Annotated in this window: 18 protein-coding genes; 8 read left to right on the plus strand and 10 right to left on the minus strand. The window is 74.5% G+C overall.

What is annotated here, in order from left to right; all coding sequences use genetic code 11:
- From AB0C22_RS03885 to AB0C22_RS03905, 5 genes are all read right to left on the minus strand, one after another.
- The coding region (locus AB0C22_RS03885; protein WP_357533368.1) for a C39 family peptidase at window positions 1-329 on the minus strand (329 nt) is incomplete at its 3' end.
- 576 nt (window positions 330-905) lie between these two features.
- Window positions 906-2,015 (minus strand): magnesium and cobalt transport protein CorA, encoded by a 1,110-nt coding sequence (locus AB0C22_RS03890; RefSeq protein ID WP_357533370.1) that lies wholly within the window; start codon window positions 2,013-2,015, stop codon window positions 906-908.
- 77 nt (window positions 2,016-2,092) lie between these two features.
- The gene (locus AB0C22_RS03895; RefSeq protein WP_219462124.1) at window positions 2,093-2,725 is read right to left on the minus strand and encodes a class F sortase; all 633 of its coding nucleotides are present in this window, start codon (window positions 2,723-2,725) and stop codon (window positions 2,093-2,095) included.
- Window positions 2,726-2,862: 137 nt separating this feature from the next.
- The gene (locus tag AB0C22_RS03900; RefSeq protein WP_219462122.1) at window positions 2,863-3,351 is read right to left on the minus strand and encodes a hypothetical protein; all 489 of its coding nucleotides are present in this window, start codon (window positions 3,349-3,351) and stop codon (window positions 2,863-2,865) included.
- 334 nt (window positions 3,352-3,685) lie between these two features.
- Window positions 3,686-4,546: a class I SAM-dependent methyltransferase gene (locus AB0C22_RS03905; RefSeq protein ID WP_357533372.1), complete on the minus strand. Its 861-nt coding sequence runs from the start codon at window positions 4,544-4,546 to the stop codon at window positions 3,686-3,688.
- Between the two features lie 111 nt (window positions 4,547-4,657).
- Here AB0C22_RS03905 and AB0C22_RS03910 point away from each other — a divergent pair, with 111 nt between their 5' ends.
- Window positions 4,658-5,920 carry an MFS transporter gene (locus tag AB0C22_RS03910; protein WP_357533374.1) on the plus strand — a complete coding sequence of 421 codons (1,263 nt, stop codon included), beginning with the start codon at window positions 4,658-4,660 and terminating at the stop codon, window positions 5,918-5,920.
- Here AB0C22_RS03910 and AB0C22_RS03915 read toward each other — a convergent pair.
- Together AB0C22_RS03915 and AB0C22_RS03920 are read right to left on the minus strand one after the other, a co-directional pair.
- Window positions 5,903-6,973 (minus strand): Gfo/Idh/MocA family oxidoreductase, encoded by a 1,071-nt coding sequence (locus AB0C22_RS03915; protein ID WP_357533376.1) that lies wholly within the window; start codon window positions 6,971-6,973, stop codon window positions 5,903-5,905. The genes AB0C22_RS03910 and AB0C22_RS03915 overlap by 18 nt on opposite strands.
- 73 nt (window positions 6,974-7,046) lie before the next feature.
- Entirely contained in the window at window positions 7,047-8,144 is a 1,098-nt protein-coding gene (locus AB0C22_RS03920; RefSeq protein ID WP_357533378.1) for a serpin family protein, read from the minus strand.
- A gap of 129 nt (window positions 8,145-8,273) precedes the next feature.
- Here AB0C22_RS03920 and AB0C22_RS03925 point away from each other — a divergent pair, with 129 nt between their 5' ends.
- Window positions 8,274-9,461 (plus strand): lycopene cyclase family protein, encoded by a 1,188-nt coding sequence (locus AB0C22_RS03925; RefSeq protein ID WP_357533380.1) that lies wholly within the window; start codon window positions 8,274-8,276, stop codon window positions 9,459-9,461.
- Window positions 9,462-9,508: 47 nt separating this feature from the next.
- Window positions 9,509-9,985 carry a ribonuclease HI gene (gene rnhA, locus AB0C22_RS03930; RefSeq protein ID WP_219462111.1) on the plus strand — a complete coding sequence of 159 codons (477 nt, stop codon included), beginning with the start codon at window positions 9,509-9,511 and terminating at the stop codon, window positions 9,983-9,985.
- Between the two features lie 95 nt (window positions 9,986-10,080).
- Here the strand turns inward: rnhA and AB0C22_RS03935 are convergent, their stop codons facing one another.
- Window positions 10,081-10,332 carry a hypothetical protein gene (locus tag AB0C22_RS03935; protein WP_357533382.1) on the minus strand — a complete coding sequence of 84 codons (252 nt, stop codon included), beginning with the start codon at window positions 10,330-10,332 and terminating at the stop codon, window positions 10,081-10,083.
- Window positions 10,333-10,495: 163 nt separating this feature from the next.
- Window positions 10,496-11,359 (minus strand): pentapeptide repeat-containing protein, encoded by an 864-nt coding sequence (locus AB0C22_RS03940; RefSeq protein ID WP_357533384.1) that lies wholly within the window; start codon window positions 11,357-11,359, stop codon window positions 10,496-10,498.
- 156 nt (window positions 11,360-11,515) lie between these two features.
- Between AB0C22_RS03940 and AB0C22_RS03945 the strand changes: the two genes are divergently transcribed.
- Entirely contained in the window at window positions 11,516-12,991 is a 1,476-nt protein-coding gene (locus tag AB0C22_RS03945) for an NAD(P)/FAD-dependent oxidoreductase (RefSeq protein ID WP_357533386.1), read from the plus strand.
- 57 nt (window positions 12,992-13,048) lie between these two features.
- Window positions 13,049-13,957: an SDR family NAD(P)-dependent oxidoreductase gene (locus AB0C22_RS03950; protein WP_357533388.1), complete on the plus strand. Its 909-nt coding sequence runs from the start codon at window positions 13,049-13,051 to the stop codon at window positions 13,955-13,957.
- Between the two features lie 25 nt (window positions 13,958-13,982).
- On the opposite strand, the gene AB0C22_RS03955 is transcribed toward AB0C22_RS03950, so the two are convergent.
- Window positions 13,983-15,431 carry a cryptochrome/photolyase family protein gene (locus AB0C22_RS03955; RefSeq protein ID WP_357533390.1) on the minus strand — a complete coding sequence of 483 codons (1,449 nt, stop codon included), beginning with the start codon at window positions 15,429-15,431 and terminating at the stop codon, window positions 13,983-13,985.
- A gap of 299 nt (window positions 15,432-15,730) precedes the next feature.
- Between AB0C22_RS03955 and AB0C22_RS03960 the strand changes: the two genes are divergently transcribed.
- The 3 genes from AB0C22_RS03960 to AB0C22_RS03970 all read left to right on the plus strand — a co-directional run bounded on the left by AB0C22_RS03960 (window position 15,731) and on the right by AB0C22_RS03970 (window position 18,896).
- Complete coding sequence (locus tag AB0C22_RS03960) at window positions 15,731-17,113, plus strand: MFS transporter (RefSeq protein WP_357533391.1); 1,383 nt, start codon at window positions 15,731-15,733, stop codon at window positions 17,111-17,113.
- 68 nt (window positions 17,114-17,181) lie between these two features.
- Complete coding sequence (locus tag AB0C22_RS03965) at window positions 17,182-18,270, plus strand: S-(hydroxymethyl)mycothiol dehydrogenase (RefSeq protein ID WP_208565879.1); 1,089 nt, start codon at window positions 17,182-17,184, stop codon at window positions 18,268-18,270.
- Window positions 18,267-18,896, plus strand: coding sequence for an MBL fold metallo-hydrolase (locus tag AB0C22_RS03970; protein ID WP_219462094.1), 630 nt, complete (start codon window positions 18,267-18,269; stop codon window positions 18,894-18,896). Before AB0C22_RS03965 ends, AB0C22_RS03970 begins: the two co-directional genes overlap by 4 nt.
- Window positions 18,897-18,948 lie beyond the last annotated feature (52 nt).

Below are 18,948 nucleotides of genomic sequence, written 5' to 3' on the forward strand. Positions count from 1 at the left end.
TTGTTGAGTACGGGGGTGATGTCGTTGATGCTGTCGGTGCCGTTTTCGGTGGTGCGCATTTCCTTGGCCATGGCGTCGACGTCGATGTTCTTGCCTTGGACGGACAGGGCGTTGCGGGTGGCGGCGGGGCCGCAGTAGTAGAAGTTGGGCTGGGGCTGGTAGTTCATCGTCAGTTCACGCTCGCCGGCGGGTCGGCGTTCGGTCTGCGCCGTGGTGGGGGTTCGGGCGTCGGCGGCGTGGGCGGTGGTCAGTGGGCCGGCGATGGCGCCGGTGGTGAAGGCGAGGCCGGCGGCGGTCAGGGCGGTCTTGCGGATCAGATCGGTACGCATGGTCGCGTGCTCCTCTGCATTCGGGGGTGTGGCGGACGCCCTCAGGGGGTGGGGCGTGGCCGGCAGTTCAGGGGATCGCCTGGCGGTCGGGGGGACCTGCTCGGGCGTCCAGGGAGGTGTAACCGACCCGGTGGCGACCGCATTCCGCGGTCGGGGTTCCGGGGCCGTCCCCCCCGGGGGGTGGGGGAGTGGCGGTGGTATGCCAGGTACAACGCCCCGGCCCCGGCGACGATTCCGCCGTGCGGGTGGCCCCGGCCACGGGACACCGCACCCACCGGGGACGGCCCGCCGATCACCGGACGACCGCGCTGCCACGGAACCGGACACCACGCCCGAACCCACCTCCACCGGCGTAAGCACGTCACCCGACACCATCCGCCGCCCGGTGACCGCCGCCGCCCGACCCCGCGCAGGGCGAACCCGCCATCCCGCGCGGAAACTGCGGTACCGGCACGAGGCGGGTGCCGGACGGGCATGGCGGCGGGTGCCCGGACCCCTCATCGGTCCCAGCCGGGCGTGCCGTGCCGGGCTGCCGGCGGTCCGGCTGTCGACGCGGCCGGACCCCGGCCGGCGGGATCAGAGCCAGCCGGATCGGCGGAACATCCGGTGCAGGGTGAATGCCGCCGTCGCCATCAACGCCAACGCGGCCGGGTAGCCGTACCGCCAGGACAGCTCGGGCATCCGGGCGAAGTTCATCCCGTAGACGCCGGCCACGGCGGTCTGGGTGGCGGCGATCGCCGCCCACGCCGCGATCTTGCGCATGTCGTTGTTCTGGTCGACCGCGAGCTGGGTGAGCCGGGACTGCAGGATCGAGTTGAGCAGCTCGTCGTAGGAGGTGATCCGGTCGACGGCCCGGGTGAGCCGGCCCTCCACGTCGACGTACCAGCGGCGCAGCCCCGCAGGCGGGCCGTCGTCCGGGCCGGAGACCAGGGCGCGCAACGGCTCCTGGAGCGGCAGCACCGCCCGCTTGAACTCCACCAACTCCCGTTTGAGCTGGTAGATCTGCTGAATGTCGGCGTTGTGCTCCGGGGCGAAGACGCTCTCCTCGACCCGTTCCAGGTCCTGCTCGAGGTGGGCGGCGACCTCCAGGTAGAGGTCGACCATCCGGGCGGTCACCGCGTACGCCACCGCCCACGGGCCCTCGGCGAGCAGCGACGGGCGGCCCTGGATCGCCTGGCGGACCGGCGCGAGGGCGCCGGAGGCGCCGTGCCGGACGGTGACCACGAACCGGTCGCCGAGCAGCACCATCACGTCACCGGTGTCCACCACCTCGGAGGTCGCGGTCAGCTCGCCCTGGGCGACGTAGGCGGCGGTGCGCAGCACCAGCAGGGTGACCGGGCCGTGCCGCTGCACGGTGGGCCGGTGCCCGTCGGCGAGGGCCTGCGCGACAGTCAGCTCGTCGAGACCGAAGACCTGCCCGACGGCGGCGAGCACCGCCGCGCCCGGGTCGTGCAGCCCCAGCCAGACGAACGCGTTGCGGCTGCGCCGGGCCCGGGCGTACGCGTCGGCGTAGTGTGGCCGGCCGGTCTCCCGGCGGCCGTTGACGTAGACCGCGCAGTCGACCACGGCATCGGGGTTGACCCGTCGGGTGGTGGCGGTAGTGGTCTCCCCGGCCTGTCGGCGTAGCCGGCCGACCAGGGTGTGCAGTCGGGGACCGAGCAGGGTCGTCAGCGCTCGCCGCTCCACCGGGTACCTCCGCCTCGCCGCCCGTCCGCCGGCCCACCGTAGTAGGCCGGCGCGACAGGGGTGGGGCCGGGTGACGGTCAGCCGACGGCGGTGGCCCGCACGACGATGTTGTCGGAGTAGTCGCGGGACCGTTCGTCGAACCGCCCCCCGCAGGTGACCAGGCGCAACGCCGGTCCAGGTCCGCCCGGCCCGTAGACCAGCGCGGTGGGGAAGCCCCGCTTCGGGTACGTCCCGACCCCGTCGACGGCGAAGGTGACGGTCCGCCCGTCGGCGCGGGTCACCCGGACGGTGTCGCCGGGGCGCAGCCGCCCGAGGTCGAAGAAGACCGCCGGCCCGTCCCGGGTGTCGACGTGCCCGACGACGACGGCGTTGCCCGCTTCGCCGGGGCTGGCCCCCGGCCGGTACCAGCCGGCGACGGCGGGACTGTCCAGTGGGGGCACCTCCAGGGTGCCGTTCGGATCGCCCGCCACCGGCACCAGGTCGGCGTGGACGCCGATGGCGGCGATGTCGATGCGGACCGGGGTGGAGCGGGGCAGGGCCGGGATCGGGGAGCGGCTGCTGTTGCCGCCGCTGACGTCGATGCTCGGCTGGGGTGGCCCGACCGGTCCGATGGTCAGCCCGGCGGCGAGCAGGGCGATCCCGGCGGCACCGCTGACCGTGACCGCCGTGACGGCGGTGCGGGTCCGGACCGTCCATTCGCGTACGCCCATCGCCCGTCCTCCCCGACGTCCGACGTGGTCGGGGTGCCCGCGCCGGTTCGCGCCGGTGCGGGCACCCGTCCCAGGGATGGTGTGTGGCTCGCCGTCAGGCGACCCGGCGTCGGTCGCGCCGGGGTCGCCGCCGGCCGTCAGCCGACGGTGGCCGCCGCCCGGCGTCGGCGGCGCAGCAGCACGGTGGTGCCGAGCGCGGCGGCCCCGGCGAGCGCGCCACCGGCGGCCAGCAGGCCGGTGTTGCCGGTGCCGCCGCCACCGCCGGCGGGTGCCCCGCCGATCGGTGTGACGGCGAAGGTGGCGCTGCCGGCGGCGCTGCCGTCACCGCAGGTGGCGGCGACGGTGTAGGTGCCCAGTGTGAAACCGGCGGTGAAGAGTTCGGCGCTCAGCCCACCGCCGGCGGCGGCGGTGGTGGAGCGGACGTTCTGGTCCCGGTCCGGGCCGGTGACGTGGAAGAGCACGTCACCGGACTTCGGGTTGCAGGTCGTCGCGGTGAGCACGACCGTTCCGCCGACCGGGGTGCTGGCCGGCGACACCGTGGTGTCCGCGAGCGCTGCCGTCGGGAGCAGGAGCGTGCCGAGTCCCACGCCGAGCGCCGTCGTTACGAGAACCTTCTGTGCCTTCATACGCGTCTTCCCTCACTTTTCGTCCGCTGTCTGCGTGGGACGTCGTTCGGGTGGCCAACTCCGTAACTCACCGGTGTGGCCAACACTAGGAGGGTTGACCCCCCGTAACGGGGTAAATGAGAAATCTTCGTTGCCGTCACGTGTTTTCCCCCGCGCCGCCGAGCGGCGGAATTGCCGGGACAGTGCGGACACCCCGCCCCGACCACAACCCAGCCTCCTAGGACGCCCTAGCAGCTGTGACCCACTGCGCGCGGCACAGACCGTACCCACCCCGACAAACCGCCAGCCGCCTTCCGGGACAGGAGGCGGCTGGCGGACACGGCCCGGCGAAAGGTCAGCGGCGACGGGCCTGGAGGGTGTACGTCTGGGGGAGTCGCCACGGGCGTTCGGTCAGCCGCCACTCGCCGTGCCCGTCGCGGACCTGCCGCCCCGGCAGCGCGTCCCAGGGGGCGCTGTCGTGCTCGCACAGCATGGTCAGCTCCAGCCCGGCGTCGAGCAGGGCGGTGACCACCTCGCCGAGACCGTGGTTCCACTCGTGCGTCGTGTTGTGGGTGAACGTCGCCTCGGTGCTCACATAGGTGCCGCCCTCGTCCCACACCACCGGTTCGGTGCGCTCGAAGTACGGGTGCTCGACGGCCAGCAGGCCGTCCGGGCGGGTCTCGTCCAGGGCCCACAGCATCGGGTGCCCCTCGCGCAGGAACAGCCGCCCGCCCGGCCGCAGCAGGGCGGCGACCACGCCCGCCCAACGCCTGATGTCCGGCAGCCAGCACAACGCGCCGACGCCCGTGTAGACCAGGTCGAAACCGCCGACACCGAGGACGTCGGGCGCGTCGTAGACGTCGGCCTGGACGAAGTCGACGGCCGCGCCGGTGCGCTCGGCCAGCGCCCGCGCCTGGGCCAGCGAGGCGCCGGAGAAGTCCAGGCCGGTCATCCGCGCGCCGAGCCGGTGCAGCGACACGGTGTCGGTGCCGATGTGGCACTGCAGGTGCACGCCGCGCAGCCCGGCCACGTCACCGAGGCGAGGCAGGTCGAACCGGACCACCTCGCTGAGGTACGCCGGGTCGGCGGCGAACCGGTCCACGGCGTAGTCCGGGGAGGCGGCGTGGGCGGCGGCCCGGTCGTCCCAGCTGGCCCGGTTGAGGGCGCGGTAGTCGGTGCCGGGCCGACCGGGGCCCGGGTGGTCGTTGTCAGTCACCGGCTGACGGTGGCAGATGCCGGTGGTCCGCTCAACGGCAATTCGGTGGCCGACCGCCCCGAGCCGGTGGACGACGGTGGGTGTCCGACCTGGCTGGTAGGTTGCCGGACCGTGACGGGGGAGGGCCTGGACGCCCGGTTCGGCCGGCTCTGGGCGGCGAGCACGCTGTCGGCGCTGGGCAGTGGCATGGCCACGGTGGCGGCCCCGCTGTACGCGGCGGCGCGTAGCGACGATCCGCTGGTGGTCGCCGCTGCCGCCGGGGCGGCCTGGCTGCCCTGGCTGCTCTTCGCCCTGCCCGGCGGGGTGCTGGCCGACCGGCTGGACCGGCGGCGGTTGATGGTGGTCATCGACTGGGTCCGGGTGGTCGCCCTGGTGTCGCTGGGCGCGGCGATGCTGGCCGGGCGGGCCGGCATACCGCTGCTGTACGCCGTGCTGTTCGTGGTGAACACCGGCGAGATCGTGTTCCGGTCGGCCAGTCAGGCGATGCTCCCCACGCTGGTGCCGACGTCCCGGCTGGAACGGGCCAACGGCTGGCTCGGCGGCGGCACCACGCTGGCCCAGGGGATGCTGGCGGGCCCGCTCGGCGGGTTCCTGTTCGTGCTCGCCGAGAGCCTCCCGTTCCTGGTCAACGCCGGCACGTACGCGCTCAGCGCGGTGCTCGTCGCGCTGATCGCCGGGTCGTACCGGGGCGGTGGGGAGGCGGTCCCATCGGCGGCCCGGTCGGTGCGCGCGGAGATCGGGGCGGGTTTCCGGTTCCTGCTCGGCCAGCGGCTGCTGCGTGCGATGGCCGTGCTGATCGGCCTGCTCAACCTCACCCTGACGGCCGCGATGGCGGTGCTGGTGCTGCTCGCGACGCAGCGGCTCGGTCTGGACTCCGTCGGTTACGGCCTGCTGTTCACCAGCATGTCGGTCGGTGGGCTGCTCGGCGCGGTGGTCGGTGACCGGCTCATCGCCCGGGTCACCCCGACCTGGACGGTGCGGGTCGGGCTGCTGGTCGAGGCGGGGCTGCACCTGACGCTGGCCGCCTCGACCAGCGCCTGGCTGGTCGGGTTCGCGCTGTTCGCGTTCGGCGTGCACGGCGCCCTGTGGGGGATCGTGTTCCACTCGCTGCGGCAGCGGCTGACCCCGTCGGAGCTGCGGGGCCGGGTCGGTGCGACGACGCTGTTCATCGCGGCCGGCGGCAACTGCGCGGGCGCGCTGCTCGGCGGGGTGGTGGCCGGCACGTTCGGGTTGACCGCACCCTACTGGGCGGGGTTCGTGGTGGCCGTTGCCGTGTCCGCGGCGACCTGGCGGGTGTTCGACCGGTCCGCCGTCGCCGCCGCCTACGCGGGCACGGCACCCCGGCAGCCCGTCACGTCAGGCGGGGACGGGTAGCACCGTCCGTTCGGCGGCCGAGCGGTGCGCCAGCTCGATCAGCTCCACCGTGCGTACCGCGTCGCGGGGGTCCACCGGCAGCGGCCCGTCGCCGCGCAGCGCCGCGGCGACCTGGGCGTAGAAGTCCTGGTAGCGGCCCGGTTCGGTGGGCACCGGCCGGAGGTCGTCGCCCGCGCCGAGCAGGCCGTACCGGTCGGGGGTGACCTCGCCCCAGCCGGGGGTGCCGGGTCGGCCGCCGTGGCGCAGCGCGTCCTCCTGCCCGTCGAGCCCGTGGCAGGTGTATCCGGCCCGGTCGCCGAGGACCCGCAGTCGGGGGCCGAGTCGGGCGGTGACCGCGCTCATCCACAGGTGGGAGCGGACCCCGCCGACGTGGGTGAGCGCCACGAACGCGTCGTCGTCGACCTGTGCGCCGGGTCGCCGCTGGTCCACCTCGGCGTAGACGGTGCCGACCGGCCCGAACAGCTGTACGGCCTGGTCGACGAGGTGGGCGCCGAGGTCGTAGAGGACGCCACCGGCGTCGGCCGGGCTGCCGCCTTCCCGCCAGCCGGCCCTGATCTGCGGTCGCCAGCGTTCGAAGCGGGACTCGAAGCGGGTCACCCGGCCCAGCGCGCCGTCCTCGACCAGCCGTCGTACGGTGCGGAAGTCGCCGTCCCACCGGCGGTTCTGGAACACGGTCAGCGGGACGCCCCGGTGGTGTGCCTCGTCGACCAGTGCGCGGGCGTCGTCGGCGGTGGCGGCGAGCGGCTTGTCCACCACCACCGGCAGCCCGGCGGCGACCGCCGCGCGGGCGTGGGGCACGTGGGAGGCGTTCGGGGTGGCCACCACGACGAGGTCGAGGGCGTCCGGGTCGGCCCACAGCGCCCCGGCGTCGTCGACGACCCGGGCGTCGGGGTGCTCGGCGGCCAGTTGCTCCCGGCGTTGCGGGTCGGCGGTGACGACGGCGCTCAGCCGCAGGCCGGGGGTGGCGGCGATCAGCGGGGCGTGGAAGAACCGGCCGGCGACGCCGTAGCCGAGCAGCCCGACCCGCAGTGGCTGGCGCGTGCTGTCCGTCATGCTGGGTTTCCCCGATCGTCGGCGCTGGTCGTCCGGTCGCACCGAACCTACGCGTCGCCGGTGACCGGCCGGTTCAGGCCCCCGTGGGGTCGGTCACCCAGCCGGCGATCAGCACCAGACCGGTGGGGCGGTGCACGACGAGGAAACCGAACGGGCGGTCGACGTCGAGGCGGATCCGTCGTCGACGGACGGTGGTGCGGGGTGGCGCGGAGCCGGCCCGCATGCCGATGGCGGTGACGGCTGCGGCGCGGAATCCGGTGGCGGTGAACTCGGCCCGGGCGCTCTGCCGGGCGTCGGAGACCGACAACTGGGGGCTGATGTCGGGGAAGTGGTCGCCGTCGCGTCCGGCGGCGACCAGGCCGAACAGGTCGGCGTGGTCGAGCAGGTCGTGGTCGCCGGTGACGGTGAACCCGACGGTACGCACCAGCAGCTCCGGGCGGTCGTCGTACCCCTGGACGGTGTCCTCGGTGACGCCCGGCCCGGCCGGTGCGGGCAGGTTCGCGGGGTGGTCGAGGGCGGTGAGCGCGGCGGGGAGCACCCGGGCGGCCGGTTGTCCGGCCGGGCCGAGGGCGAGCAGCACGTCGACGTCGGCGTCCCCGGTGACGGTGAGCAGGCTGATCGGGCCGGCGGGGGTGTCGGCGACCCGCAGCGCGGCCGGGTCGCCGCCGCAGCGGTGCAGTCCGGCCAGTGGGCGGCCCTGCCACGGCCCGGTCGTCGGCTGGCAGTGGGCCGGCCGGAACGGGGTGGCCCAGTCGACCAGCACGGTCAGCGCGTTCGCCAGCACCAGGGCGGTGCCCGGCCGGACCTGGATCGGCAGCCGGTCGATCAGGTCGTCGGTCTGCTCCCGTACCCACTGGTCGAGTCGCGGCTGGTCGACCGTCGGGTCGCCGGTCAGCTCACTCCGGGTCGTGTTGTCCAGTTCGGTGCGCCACCGCCGGCCCAGGGGCAGTCCGGCGCGGGACCAGAAGCCGGTTGCCAGCCGGGTGGTGGGGGAGTCGACGGGGGTGGCCGGGGTGGGGGCGACGGCGTGCAGTTCGTCGCGGGCCGGGCCGGTGGCGTACCGGGCGAGCAGGGCGAGCAGCGGGTACACCCCGGCGCCGGACAGGACGGTCTGCCGGTCGTCCAGTCGGGCGGCCCAGCGGGCGGTGAGGGCGTTGGCGGACGGGCTCATGGGGCGGCACGCTACCCGGGTACGCGGCCGGCGGCGTGCCGCCACCGGTGGGCGGCCCGGTGTGGGCGGGTGCGCGTGGTGGGGTGGGGTCCGTGCCGCCGGTCGGTGGTGGTGTGACAGCGTGGCCGGGTGGGTGTGCGCGTACCGGCCGAAGTCGACCTGGCCGTCGTCGGTGGCGGCGGGGCCGGATCGCTGGTCCTCGCGGCGTTGGCCGGGCACGTGCTGCCGGGGCTGCGGGTCGCCGTGGTGGACCCGGTGCGCAAGCGTGGTCAGGACCGCACCTGGGCGTTCTGGGGCACCCCGGGGGGCGACCTGGAGCCGATGCTCAGCGCCAGCTGGTCGCGGGTGGAGGTGACCACCCCGGCCGTCGCCCGGGTGTTGGACCTGACCCCGTTGCGGTACGCGATGCTGCGCTCCGCGCCGGTGTACGAGCGGGCCGCCGAGGCGGAGCAGCGGCTCGGTGCGGTCCGGTACGACGCGGCGGTGGGGGTGCTCGACGACGACGGCTCGGCGGTGTCGGTGCGCGACACCGACGGGCGGGCGGTGCTGCGGGCCGGCTGGGTGCTCGACTCGCGTCCCCGTCTACCGCGTCGGCCCGGCCGGACGGCCTGGTTGCAGCACTTCCGGGGCTGGTGGTTGGAGTCGTCGACGCCGGTGTTCGATCCGGGACGGGCGGTGCTGATGGATTTTCGCACCCCGCAGCCGCGACGGGGTGTCTCCTTCGGCTACGTGCTGCCGGTCAGTGACCGGTACGCGCTGGTGGAGTACACCGAGTTCTCCCCGGCGGTGCTCTCCGACGCGGGCTACGACGCGGGGCTGCGCGGGTATGCCGGGCTGTTGGGTCTGGACCTGGCGGCGTTGACGGTGCGGGAGGTCGAGGACGGGGTGATCCCGATGACGGACGCGCCGTTCGACCGGCGGCCGTCGCCCCGGGTGGTGCGGTTGGGCACCGCCGGTGGGGCGACCCGTCCGTCGACCGGGTTCACCTTCTCGGCGATGCACCGGCAGGCCGGGCAGGTCGCCGCCGCGCTCGCCGCGGGTCGGCCGCCGGTGCCCCGGGCGGCGTATCCGGGGCGGCACCGGTGGATGGACGCGGTGGCGTTGCGGGCGTGGGATTCCGGTGCGGTCGGTGGTCCGGAGTTCTTCGACCGGCTGTTCGACCGGAACCCGGCGTCGCGGGTGCTGCGTTTCCTCGACGGGGCGACCACCCCGGCGGAGGATCTGGCGGTGATGCGGTCCAGTCCGCTGTTGCCGATGACCTCGGCGGTGTTCGGTGACGCGGCCGGTCGGTTGCGCGCCCGGTTGACCCGGCGCTGAGGGCACGGCGACGGTCGCCGGTGGACCGGAGCGGTAGGTTCGGTGGCATGGTGGACGCGGCGGCCGGCAGGGTCGTGGAGATCTGGACCGACGGGGCGTGCAGCGGCAACCCCGGGCCGGGCGGTTGGGGTGTGGTGCTGCGTTTCGGCGGGCACGAGCGGGAGTTGTGCGGTGGCGAGGCCACCCCGACCACCAACAACCGGATGGAGTTGACCGCTGCGATCGAGGCGTTGGAGACGCTGACCCGGCCGTGCGTGGTGCGGTTGCACACCGACAGCACGTACGTGCGTAACGGCATCACCGGGTGGTTGGCGTCGTGGAAGCGTAACGGCTGGCGGACCGCGGCGAAGCAGCCGGTGAAGAACGCCGACCTGTGGCAGCGGTTGGAGGCGGCCTGCGCCCGGCACGAGGTGAGCTGGCACTGGGTGAAGGGGCACAACGGCCACCCGGAGAACGAACGCGCGGACGCGTTGGCCAACCGGGGCATGACCGAGGCCCGGTCGGCGGTGGGCACCTCCCGCTGAGTGCCGCCCCGGCTGCCGCCTTCCCGGTGGGCCGCCGTGCCCGCGACCGGTCCCGCCTGCCGCCGGCCCGGGTCGGTGGCCGGCGGTGGGTCGGGTCACTCGGTGGCGGGGTTGGCGGCTTCCTCCTCGGCGGGGTCGCCCGCGCCGGAGACCGCATCGACGTCGTACCCCGCGCGGCTGGTCTCCCGGGCCGACAGGTGTTCCTCGGCGGGCAGGTCGGCGAAGTCGTCGCCGGTGTCGCCGCCGCTGCCCAGCGACTCGCCCGGCGGGCGCAGCGACGCCTCGTACGCCGGTACGCCGTCCGGCTCGTCGGTGTCGGCCCGGTCGGTGTGTCGTTCGTCCGTCATGCCGACCTACCTGCCCGCCACACCGCCGGGCAAACCCGACCCGCCGTGCGGCGGTGCGGCCCGTCGAGCACCGCGCCCACCGGCCGGGTTCCCGCCGCGCTCGGTGCGGCCCGTGGAGCACGGGCCGACCACCGGCCGGGTCCACCACCACCCGGCCGGGATGTCAGCAGCGGGGGCGGCGTGCGCGGCGGGTGGCACCCAGGCGGCGGGTCGGGGTGAGGGTCAGCCCGGTCCAGTGCCCGGGGTGGCGCAGCCGGGCGGGCAGCGCGGTGTGCCGGTCGCCCCGGGCCGCTTCCAGCTGCGACTGGTGCAGGAAGAGGGTGCTGGACAGGTCCGCCCCGCGCAGGTCCGCCCCGCGCAGGTCGACGCCGGTGACGTCGGCCCGGCGCAGGTCCGCTCCCCGCAGGTCCGCGCCGACCAGGCACGCGCCCCGCAGGTTCGCACCGCGCAGGTCCGCACCGCGCAGGTTCGCGCCGAGCAGCATCGCGCCCCGCCGGTCGGCCCCGCCGGTGCCGGCGCGGGCGGCCTCGCTGGCGGCCGCGAGCAGCGGGTTCACCCGGCCCCGGTGGGCGTCAACGTCGACCGAGGCCAGCTCCCCGGGGGTGCCGGCGGCCAGGGTGTCGGTGGCGTCCCGGGCGGCGCGCAGCTGGTCACGCAGCGGGCCGTGCGGGGTGAGCGTCATTGCTTCGGTGAGGTACCAGAGCAGTTCGTGCAGCGGCCGCGCCACGGCGAATGCGGCGAACATGCCGGCGGCGGTGGTCGGGTCGTCGCGCCAGTCCCGCCCCGGGTAGGTGACCTGGCTGACCCGCTGGCCGGCGCCGAAGCAGTCGAACACGACGCAGCCGGGGTAGCCGCGTTCCCGCAGCTCGTCGTGGATGCCGCACCGGGAGTCGGCGCCCAGCCGGGGGCAGGGTCGGCCGGCGGGCTTGTCGTGGGCGAAATCGGCGGAGGCGGTGAAGGCGGGCGCGACGCAGCACAGCCCGACGCACCGGGCGCAGTCGGCCCGTAGCCCGCTGGTTTCCGACATGCCGTCCGTTCTCCCCGCCTCGACGGTGGTGCCGGCCGGTCGGGCCGGAGATCCCCGTGGGCCGGCTGCGGCCCCCACCATTGTCCGCCGGACGGCGACGGGGCGGCGACCGGGTGGGATATGGTCCGGTCACCGCCTCGGGACCCGGGAGGTGCGATGGCCACCGAGCATGTCGACGTGCTCATCGTCGGTGCGGGGTTGTCCGGGGTCGGTGCCGCCTGTCACCTGCGACGCGACTGCCCCGACAAGACGTACGCGGTGTTCGAGGCGCGCGACGCGATCGGCGGCACCTGGGACCTGTTCCGCTATCCGGGCATCCGTTCCGACTCGGACATGTTCACCCTCGGCTACTCGTTCCAGCCGTGGACCGACCCGAAGGCCATCGCCGACGGCGACTCCATCCGCCGCTACGTGCGCGACACCGCCCGGCGGTACGGCGTCGACGAGCACATCCGGTTCCGCCACCGGGTGGTCCGCGCCGGGTGGGACAGCGGCACCGCCCGGTGGACGGTCCACGCCCGACGCGACGACACCGCCGAGGAGGTGGTGCTGACCTGTGACTTCCTGTTCACCTGCACCGGCTACTACCGGTACGACGCCGGCTACACACCGGACTTTCCGGGTGTCGAGCGGTACGCGGGCCGTCTGGTGCACCCGCAGCACTGGCCGGGGGACCTCGACCACACCGGCCGGCGGGTGGTGGTGATCGGCAGCGGTGCCACGGCGGTGACCCTGGTGCCGGCGTTGGCGCGGCGGGCCGGGCACGTCACCATGCTCCAGCGTTCCCCCACGTACGTGATCGCGTTGCCGACCCGGGACCGGGTGGCCGACCTGCTGCGCCGCGGGCTGCCCGCCCGGCTGGCGTACCCGCTGGTGCGGGGTAAGAACGTGCTGCTCGGCACCGTCAACTACCAGCTCAGCCGGCGGGCCCCGAAGGCGGTGCGGGCGTTCCTGCTGCGGGCGGCCCGGGGGCGGCTGCCGGCCGGCTACGACGTGGACCGGCACTTCTCGCCCCGCTACGACCCGTGGGACCAGCGGCTCTGCGTGGCACCGGACGGGGACCTGTTCGCGGCCGTGGCGTCGGGGCGGGCGTCGGTGGTCACCGACACCGTCGACACGTTCACCCCCGGCGGCGTCCGGCTCGGCTCCGGCGTCGAACTGCCCGCCGACGTCGTGGTCACCGCCACCGGCCTGCAACTGTTGGCCCTCGGCGGGATGGCCCTCACCGTGGACGGTGTCGACGTCGACCTCGGCGCGACGGTGGCGTACAAGGGGATGATGCTCTCCGGGCTGCCGAACTTCGCGTTGACCATCGGTTACACCAACGCCTCCTGGACGTTGAAGGCCGACCTGGTCGCCACCTACGTCTGCCGGTTGCTGCGGCACCTGGACGCCACCGGCCAGCAGGTCGTCACCCCCGTCGCGCCCGCCGACGGGCCGTTGTCGCCGATCATCGACCTGCGGTCGGGGTACGTGCTGCGCAGTGTGGACGGTCTGCCCAGGCAGGGTCCCCGGACGCCGTGGCGGCTGCACCAGAACTACGTCCGGGACGTCCTGCTGATGAAGCACGGCCGGCTCGTCGACGAGGGGGTGCGGTTCTCCCGGGCGGCCGCCGACACCCCGGTCGGTTGAGTCGACCCACCGTCGACCACACTGCAATCCGTTCCTGTTTCGCAGCGAGGAGGCCGCGTGCGTAGCTTCGTTTTCCCGGCCGGGACCGCCGTGGTCACCGGTGCCGCCAGCGGAATCGGTGAGGCGCTCGCCCACGGGTTGGCCCGGCGCGGCAGCGACCTGGTCCTGCTCGACCGGGACGTCGACCGGCTCGACGCGGTGGCCGCCGCGATCCGTGCCAGCCACCCCCGTCGACGGGTCGACACCCACGTGGTCGACGTGGCCGACCTGTGTGCCACCGCCCGGGTGGCCGAGGAGATCCAGGCCCGGCATCCCCGGATCCGGTTGCTGGTCAACAACGCCGGGGTGGCCCTCGGCGGCCGGTTCGACCAGGTCACCATGGACGAGTTTCACTGGGTCGTCGACATCAACTTCCGGGCGCCGGTGCAGCTCACCCATGCCCTGCTGCCGGCGTTGAAGGCCGAGCCGGGCGCGCACCTGGTCAACGTCTCCAGCCTGTTCGGCCTGATCGCGCCGGCCGGGCAGACCGCCTACGCGGCCAGCAAGTTCGCGCTGCGCGGGTTCACCGAGGCGCTGCGGCACGAGTTGGCCGAGGACGGCATCGGGGTGACGTCGGTGCATCCCGGCGGCATCGCCACCCGGATCGCCCGTAACGCCCGGGTCGGCAGCGGGGTGGCCCGCGAGGAGTTCGCGGCCACGCTGCGGCAGTTCGAGAGGTTGCTGTCCATCGCGCCCGAGCGGGCCGCCGAGGTGATCCTCGACGGCGTCGAACGGCGTCGCGGCCGGGTGCTGATCGGCTGGTCGGCGAAGTTGCCCGATCTGCTGGGCCGGGTCCTGCCCGGCTCGTACGGTCGGCTGCTCACCGCCGGTATCCGCCTCGCCGGTGGTGCGGCGGGGCGTTCCGCCCTGTCTCCCCGGTCGGCGGCCCCGGTCCCGACCGACCTGCCCGCCGGTGAGGTGGCGTGAGGGGCCCGCGTCCCGGCACCGCCGGTCAGGGCGGGTTGCTGCCCCGTTTCTCCTCCTGCGCCAGCACCGCCTCCCGGTGCTGCGGGTCGTCCCGGGCGGCCAGTTCCGCGGCCAGCCGGGGGTCGGCCACCAGCTTCTCCCGGTTGTGGTGCAGAAACGCCGCGAACCCCCCGGTGTACGGGCAGGCGAGATCGCCGAGTTCCCGGTCCGGCTGGTAGCGGCAGCCGGTGCAGTAGTCACTGATCTCGTCGATGTACCGGCCGTCCACGGCGTAGGGGCGGGTGTCGACCCGGGGCAGGTCGGCGTACTGGCTCAGGCCGATCACGGTGGTGTTCATCGCCCAGTCGACGCCGTCGACGAAGCAGCGCTGGAACCAGTCGGCCAGTTCGGCGGGGCGCCACCCGCGTTGCAACGCGTGGTTGCCCAGCACCAGGAGCCGTTGGGCCTGGTGGGCCCAGCCCCGGTCCCGGACTCCGGCGAGCACGTCGGCGAGGCAGCGTGCCTCCACCGCGTCGGCGTCGAGGTCGAGGAACCACGGTGGCAGCGGTTCGGTCGCGGCCAACCGGCCGGTGTCCGGCCGGGCCGGCTCGACGTGCCAGTAGAGCTGCCAGAGGAACTCGCGCCAGCCGAGAAGACCGCGCAGGAACGCCTCCACCGAGTCCAGTGGGGCGTCGCCGGCCCGCCAGGCGGCCTCCGCCCGGGTCACCGCCACCGCCGGGTCGAGTAGCCCGAGGTTGAACGAGGCGGAGAGCATCCCGTGGGCCAGCACCGGGTCCTCGGCGCTCATCACGTCGCCGTAGCGGCCGAAGTCGGGCAGCCGGTACCGCAGGAAGTGCTCCAGCCGCTGGTCGGCCTCGGCGTGGCTGGCCGGGTGCGCGCGGGGGGCGTCCCGGCCGACGAACCGCACCCCGTCGCGTTCCCACCGGTCCAGGTCGGCCCGTACCTCGGCGTCGATGTCGTCCTCGACGATCGGCGGTGCGGGCGGTACGTCCAGGGCCCGCCCGCCGGGGGTGGGTCCGGCGTGTGCGGTCGGCCCGGGGCCGGTGAGCACCCCGTGCCGTCGGGTCACGTGCCGGTAGAAGTCGATCATCCGGAGCGGTTCCCGTCGGGGCTGGTCGGCCCAGTGGGCGAAGTCGGCCCGGTCGGTGACGAAGCCGCGGGGTGGCAGCACGGTCAGTCCCGGGACGGACCTGACGAAGTCGTGGGTGGCCCGGGTGCTGGGGTGGCAGACCTCGATCGGGCCGTCGACCGACGCCAGGGCCTCCCGGAAGGTGCCGGCGCGCACCAGCAGCGCCCGGTCGCCCAGTTCGGCGGCGCGGTGGCGTAGGGCGCTGAGGATCAGGTGCGCCTTCTGCCGGTGCAGCCGCCGACGCCGGAACAACTCGCTGACCTCGATCAGCAGCACCGGTTGCCGGTCGTCGTCCAGGAAGTGCGGCCCGAGTTGATCGGCGAGCAACCACCGGCGGGGAGACATGTGTCGATTGTGCCCAGTCAGCCGATCACCCCGCGTGGCGGGGTCGATCGGTCGGGTGATCCTGCCCGGGTGGTCCGCCCCCGCGGTCGGTGCCGGCGCGGGCGACCGGGTGCCGGCGGGGTGCGGGCCACCCGGTGCCGGTAGTGGCGCGGACCACCGGCGGTGCACCCGCCGGGGGCGACCGGGCCCCGGGCGACGCACCATTGCTGCATGACGAAACGCCGTACGCCGGCACGGGTGCCCGCCGCGCGGGCCGACCGGCGGCCGGTCGGGGTGACGCGGGCGGGTACCGGGTCGGCGTGCCGGTGAGCGTCCCCGCCGGTCGTCGGGCCACCGCCGTCTGGGCGGTGGCCGTCACCGCCTACCTGGCGGCGGTGTTCCACCGCAGCTCCCTCGGGGTGACCGGGGTGGAGGCCACCCACCGCTTCGACATCAACGCCTCCGCCCTGGCGGTGTTCTCGGTCGCCCAGCTCGCCGTGTACGCCGCCATGCAGATCCCGGTCGGGGTACTCCTGGACCGGTACGGCTCACGTCGGCTGCTGCTGGCCGGTGGCGCGCTGATGGTCACCGGTCAGCTCTGCTTCGCCGTCGCCACCGACGTCCGGTTGGCGGTCGGCGGGCGGGTCCTGGTGGGCCTCGGCGACGCGATGACCTTCATCAGCGTGCTGCGGATCGTCGCGTTCTGGTTCCCGGGTCGACGCAACCCGCTGCTGGTGCAGCTCACCGGCACCTTCGGCCAGGTCGGGGCGATCCTCGCCGCGGTGCCACTGGTGGCGTTGCTGCACCTGGCCGGTTGGACCCCGGCGTTCCTGGTCGCCGCCGGGCTCGGGGCGACGGCGGTGGTGCTGGTGCTGGTGGTCGTCCGGGACGGCCCGCACGTCGGGCCGGGCGTCGCCGCCACCCCCGCCCTGTCCACCGTGCGCCGGGAGTTGGCCGCCGCGTGGGCCGAACCGGGCACCCGGCTGGGCCTGTGGTCGCACTTCGTCGCCCAGTTCTCCGGTGCGGTCTTCGCGCTGCTGTGGGGCTACCCGTTCCTGGTGCAGGGGCAGGGCCTGCCGCCGACCGTCGCCGCGTCCCTGCTCACCCTGATGACGGTCGGGGCGCTGCTCGCCGGGCCGTTGGTCGCGTACCTGTGCGCCCGGCACCCGTTCCACCGCTCGGTGTTGATCTTCGTCATCGCCGGGGCCAGCGCCGGGGTGTGGGCGGCGGTGCTGGCCTGGCCCGGCCGGGCACCGTTCTGGCTGCTGGTGATCCTGGTGCTGGTGTTGGCCCTCAACGGCCCCGGCGCGGTGGTCGGCTTCGACTACGCGCGCACGTCCAACCCGGTGCACCGCATCGGCAGCGCCACCGGCATCGTCAACGTCGGCGGATTCGTCGCCTCGATCGTGCTGGTGCTGGCGATCGGGGTGGTGCTGGACGTGACCACCCCGGCGGGTGCGGCCGCCCCACCGCTAGCGGCGTTCCGGTGGGCGTTCGCCGTGCAGTACCTGCTGTGGGTGCTGGGCGCGGTGCAGGTGCTGCGGTACCGCAACGCCGCCCGCCGCCGGCACGCCACCCGGCCGGGGGAAGCTGCGGCGGCGCCCGGCGACGCGGTGTGCGTACCCCGGGGGGAGTGGCCCGACGGCGGGGGTGACGGGCCGGCGGGTGGTGGGTCCGGCGGACCGGTGGGGCGGGCGGCATGATCGCGGTAGGTTCGGCGGTGAGCGGGACCCCACCCGGCCGTCGTGCCGGCAAGCAGGGAGGACACAACGTGAGCCAGGAAGTCCGGGGCGTCATTTCACGGAGCAAGGGCGCTCCGGTCGAGGTCACCACCATCGTGGTGCCCGACCCGGGGCCCGGCGAGGCGGTGGTGCGGGTGCAGTCCTGCGGGGTCTGCCACACCGACCTGCACTACCGCGAGGGTGGCATCAACGACGACTACCCGTTCCTGCTGGGCCACGAGGCGGCCGGGGTGGTGGAGCAGGTGGGTGCCGGGGTCACCGACGTCGCTCCCGGCGACTTCGTGGTGCTCAACTGGCGGGCGGTGTGCGGGGTGTGCCGGGCCTGCCGCCGTGGCCGGCCGTGGTATTGCTTCGACACCCACAACGCCGCCCAGAAGATGACCCTCACCGACGGCACCGAACTGACCCCGGCGCTGGGCATCGGCTCCTTCGCGGAGAAGACGCTGGTCCACGCCGGCCAGTGCACCAAGGTCGACCCGGCGGCCCGGCCCGCCGCCGTCGGGCTGCTCGGCTGCGGTGTCATGGCCGGCCTCGGCGCGGCGATGAACACCGGGCAGGTCACCCGGGGTGACTCGGTGGCCGTCATCGGCTGCGGCGGGGTCGGCGACGCGGCGGTCGCCGGTGCCGTCCTGGCCGGCGCGACCACGATCGTCGCGGTGGACACCGACGGTCGCAAGCTCGACTGGGCGCGCAGGTTCGGCGCCACCCACACCGTCGACGCCTCCGCCGAGGACGCCGTCGAGGCGATCCGGGCCGCCACCGGTGGGTTCGGCGCGGACGTGGTGATCGACGCGGTGGGTCGGCCGGAGACCTGGAAGCAGGCGTTCTACGCCCGGGACCTCGCCGGCACCGTCGTCCTGGTCGGGGTGCCCACCCCGGAGATGACCGTGGACCTGCCGCTGTTGGACGTCTTCGGCCGGGGCGGCGCGCTCAAGTCCAGCTGGTACGGCGACTGCCTGCCCAGCCGGGACTTCCCGCTGCTCACCCAGCTCTATCTGCAGGGCCGGCTCGACCTGGACGCCTTCGTCACCGAGGAGATCGCCCTGGACCAGGTGGAGGAGGCGTTCCACCGGATGCACGACGGTGACGTGCTGCGTTCGGTGGTGGTGTTCCCGTGACCGCCCGGGTCGACCACGCCGTCACCTCCGGCACGTTCTCCCTCGACGGGCAGACCTTCGACGTCGACAACAACGTCTGGGTCGTCGGCGACGACACCGAGTGCGTGGTCCTCGACGCCCCGCACGACGTGGCCACGATCCGCCGGGCCGTCGGCGACCGCCGGGTGGTGGCGATCCTCGCCACCCACGCCCACGACGACCATGTCCGGGTCGCCCCCGAACTGGCCAAGGTCACCGATGCGCCGATCCTGCTGCACCCCGACGACCGGGTGCTGTGGGATCTGGTGCACCCCGGGCTGGCCCCGGACGGGGAGTTGTCCGACGGTCAGGAGATCACCGTCGGGGACACGGTGCTGCGGGTGCTGCACACCCCCGGCCACAGCCCCGGGGCGTGCAGCTTCCACGCCCCGTCGCTCGGCGCGGTTTTCACCGGCGACACCCTCTTCGCCGGTGGCCCCGGGGCGACCGGGCGGTCGTACAGCGACTTCGCCACGATCGTGGAGTCGATCCGGACCCGCCTGCTCACCCTGCCGGCGGACACGGTGGTGCACACCGGACACGGCGACGACACCACCATCGGCGCGGAGGCCCCCCACCTGCAGGAGTGGCTGACCCGCGGCCACTGACGGCACCGGCCGGGCGGCCTTCACCGCCGCCCGGCCCCGGCGGGCCCAGGAT

This window comes from Micromonospora sp. NPDC048894 (assembly GCF_040649765.1).
GTDB lineage: Bacteria > Actinomycetota > Actinomycetes > Mycobacteriales > Micromonosporaceae > Micromonospora > Micromonospora antibiotica.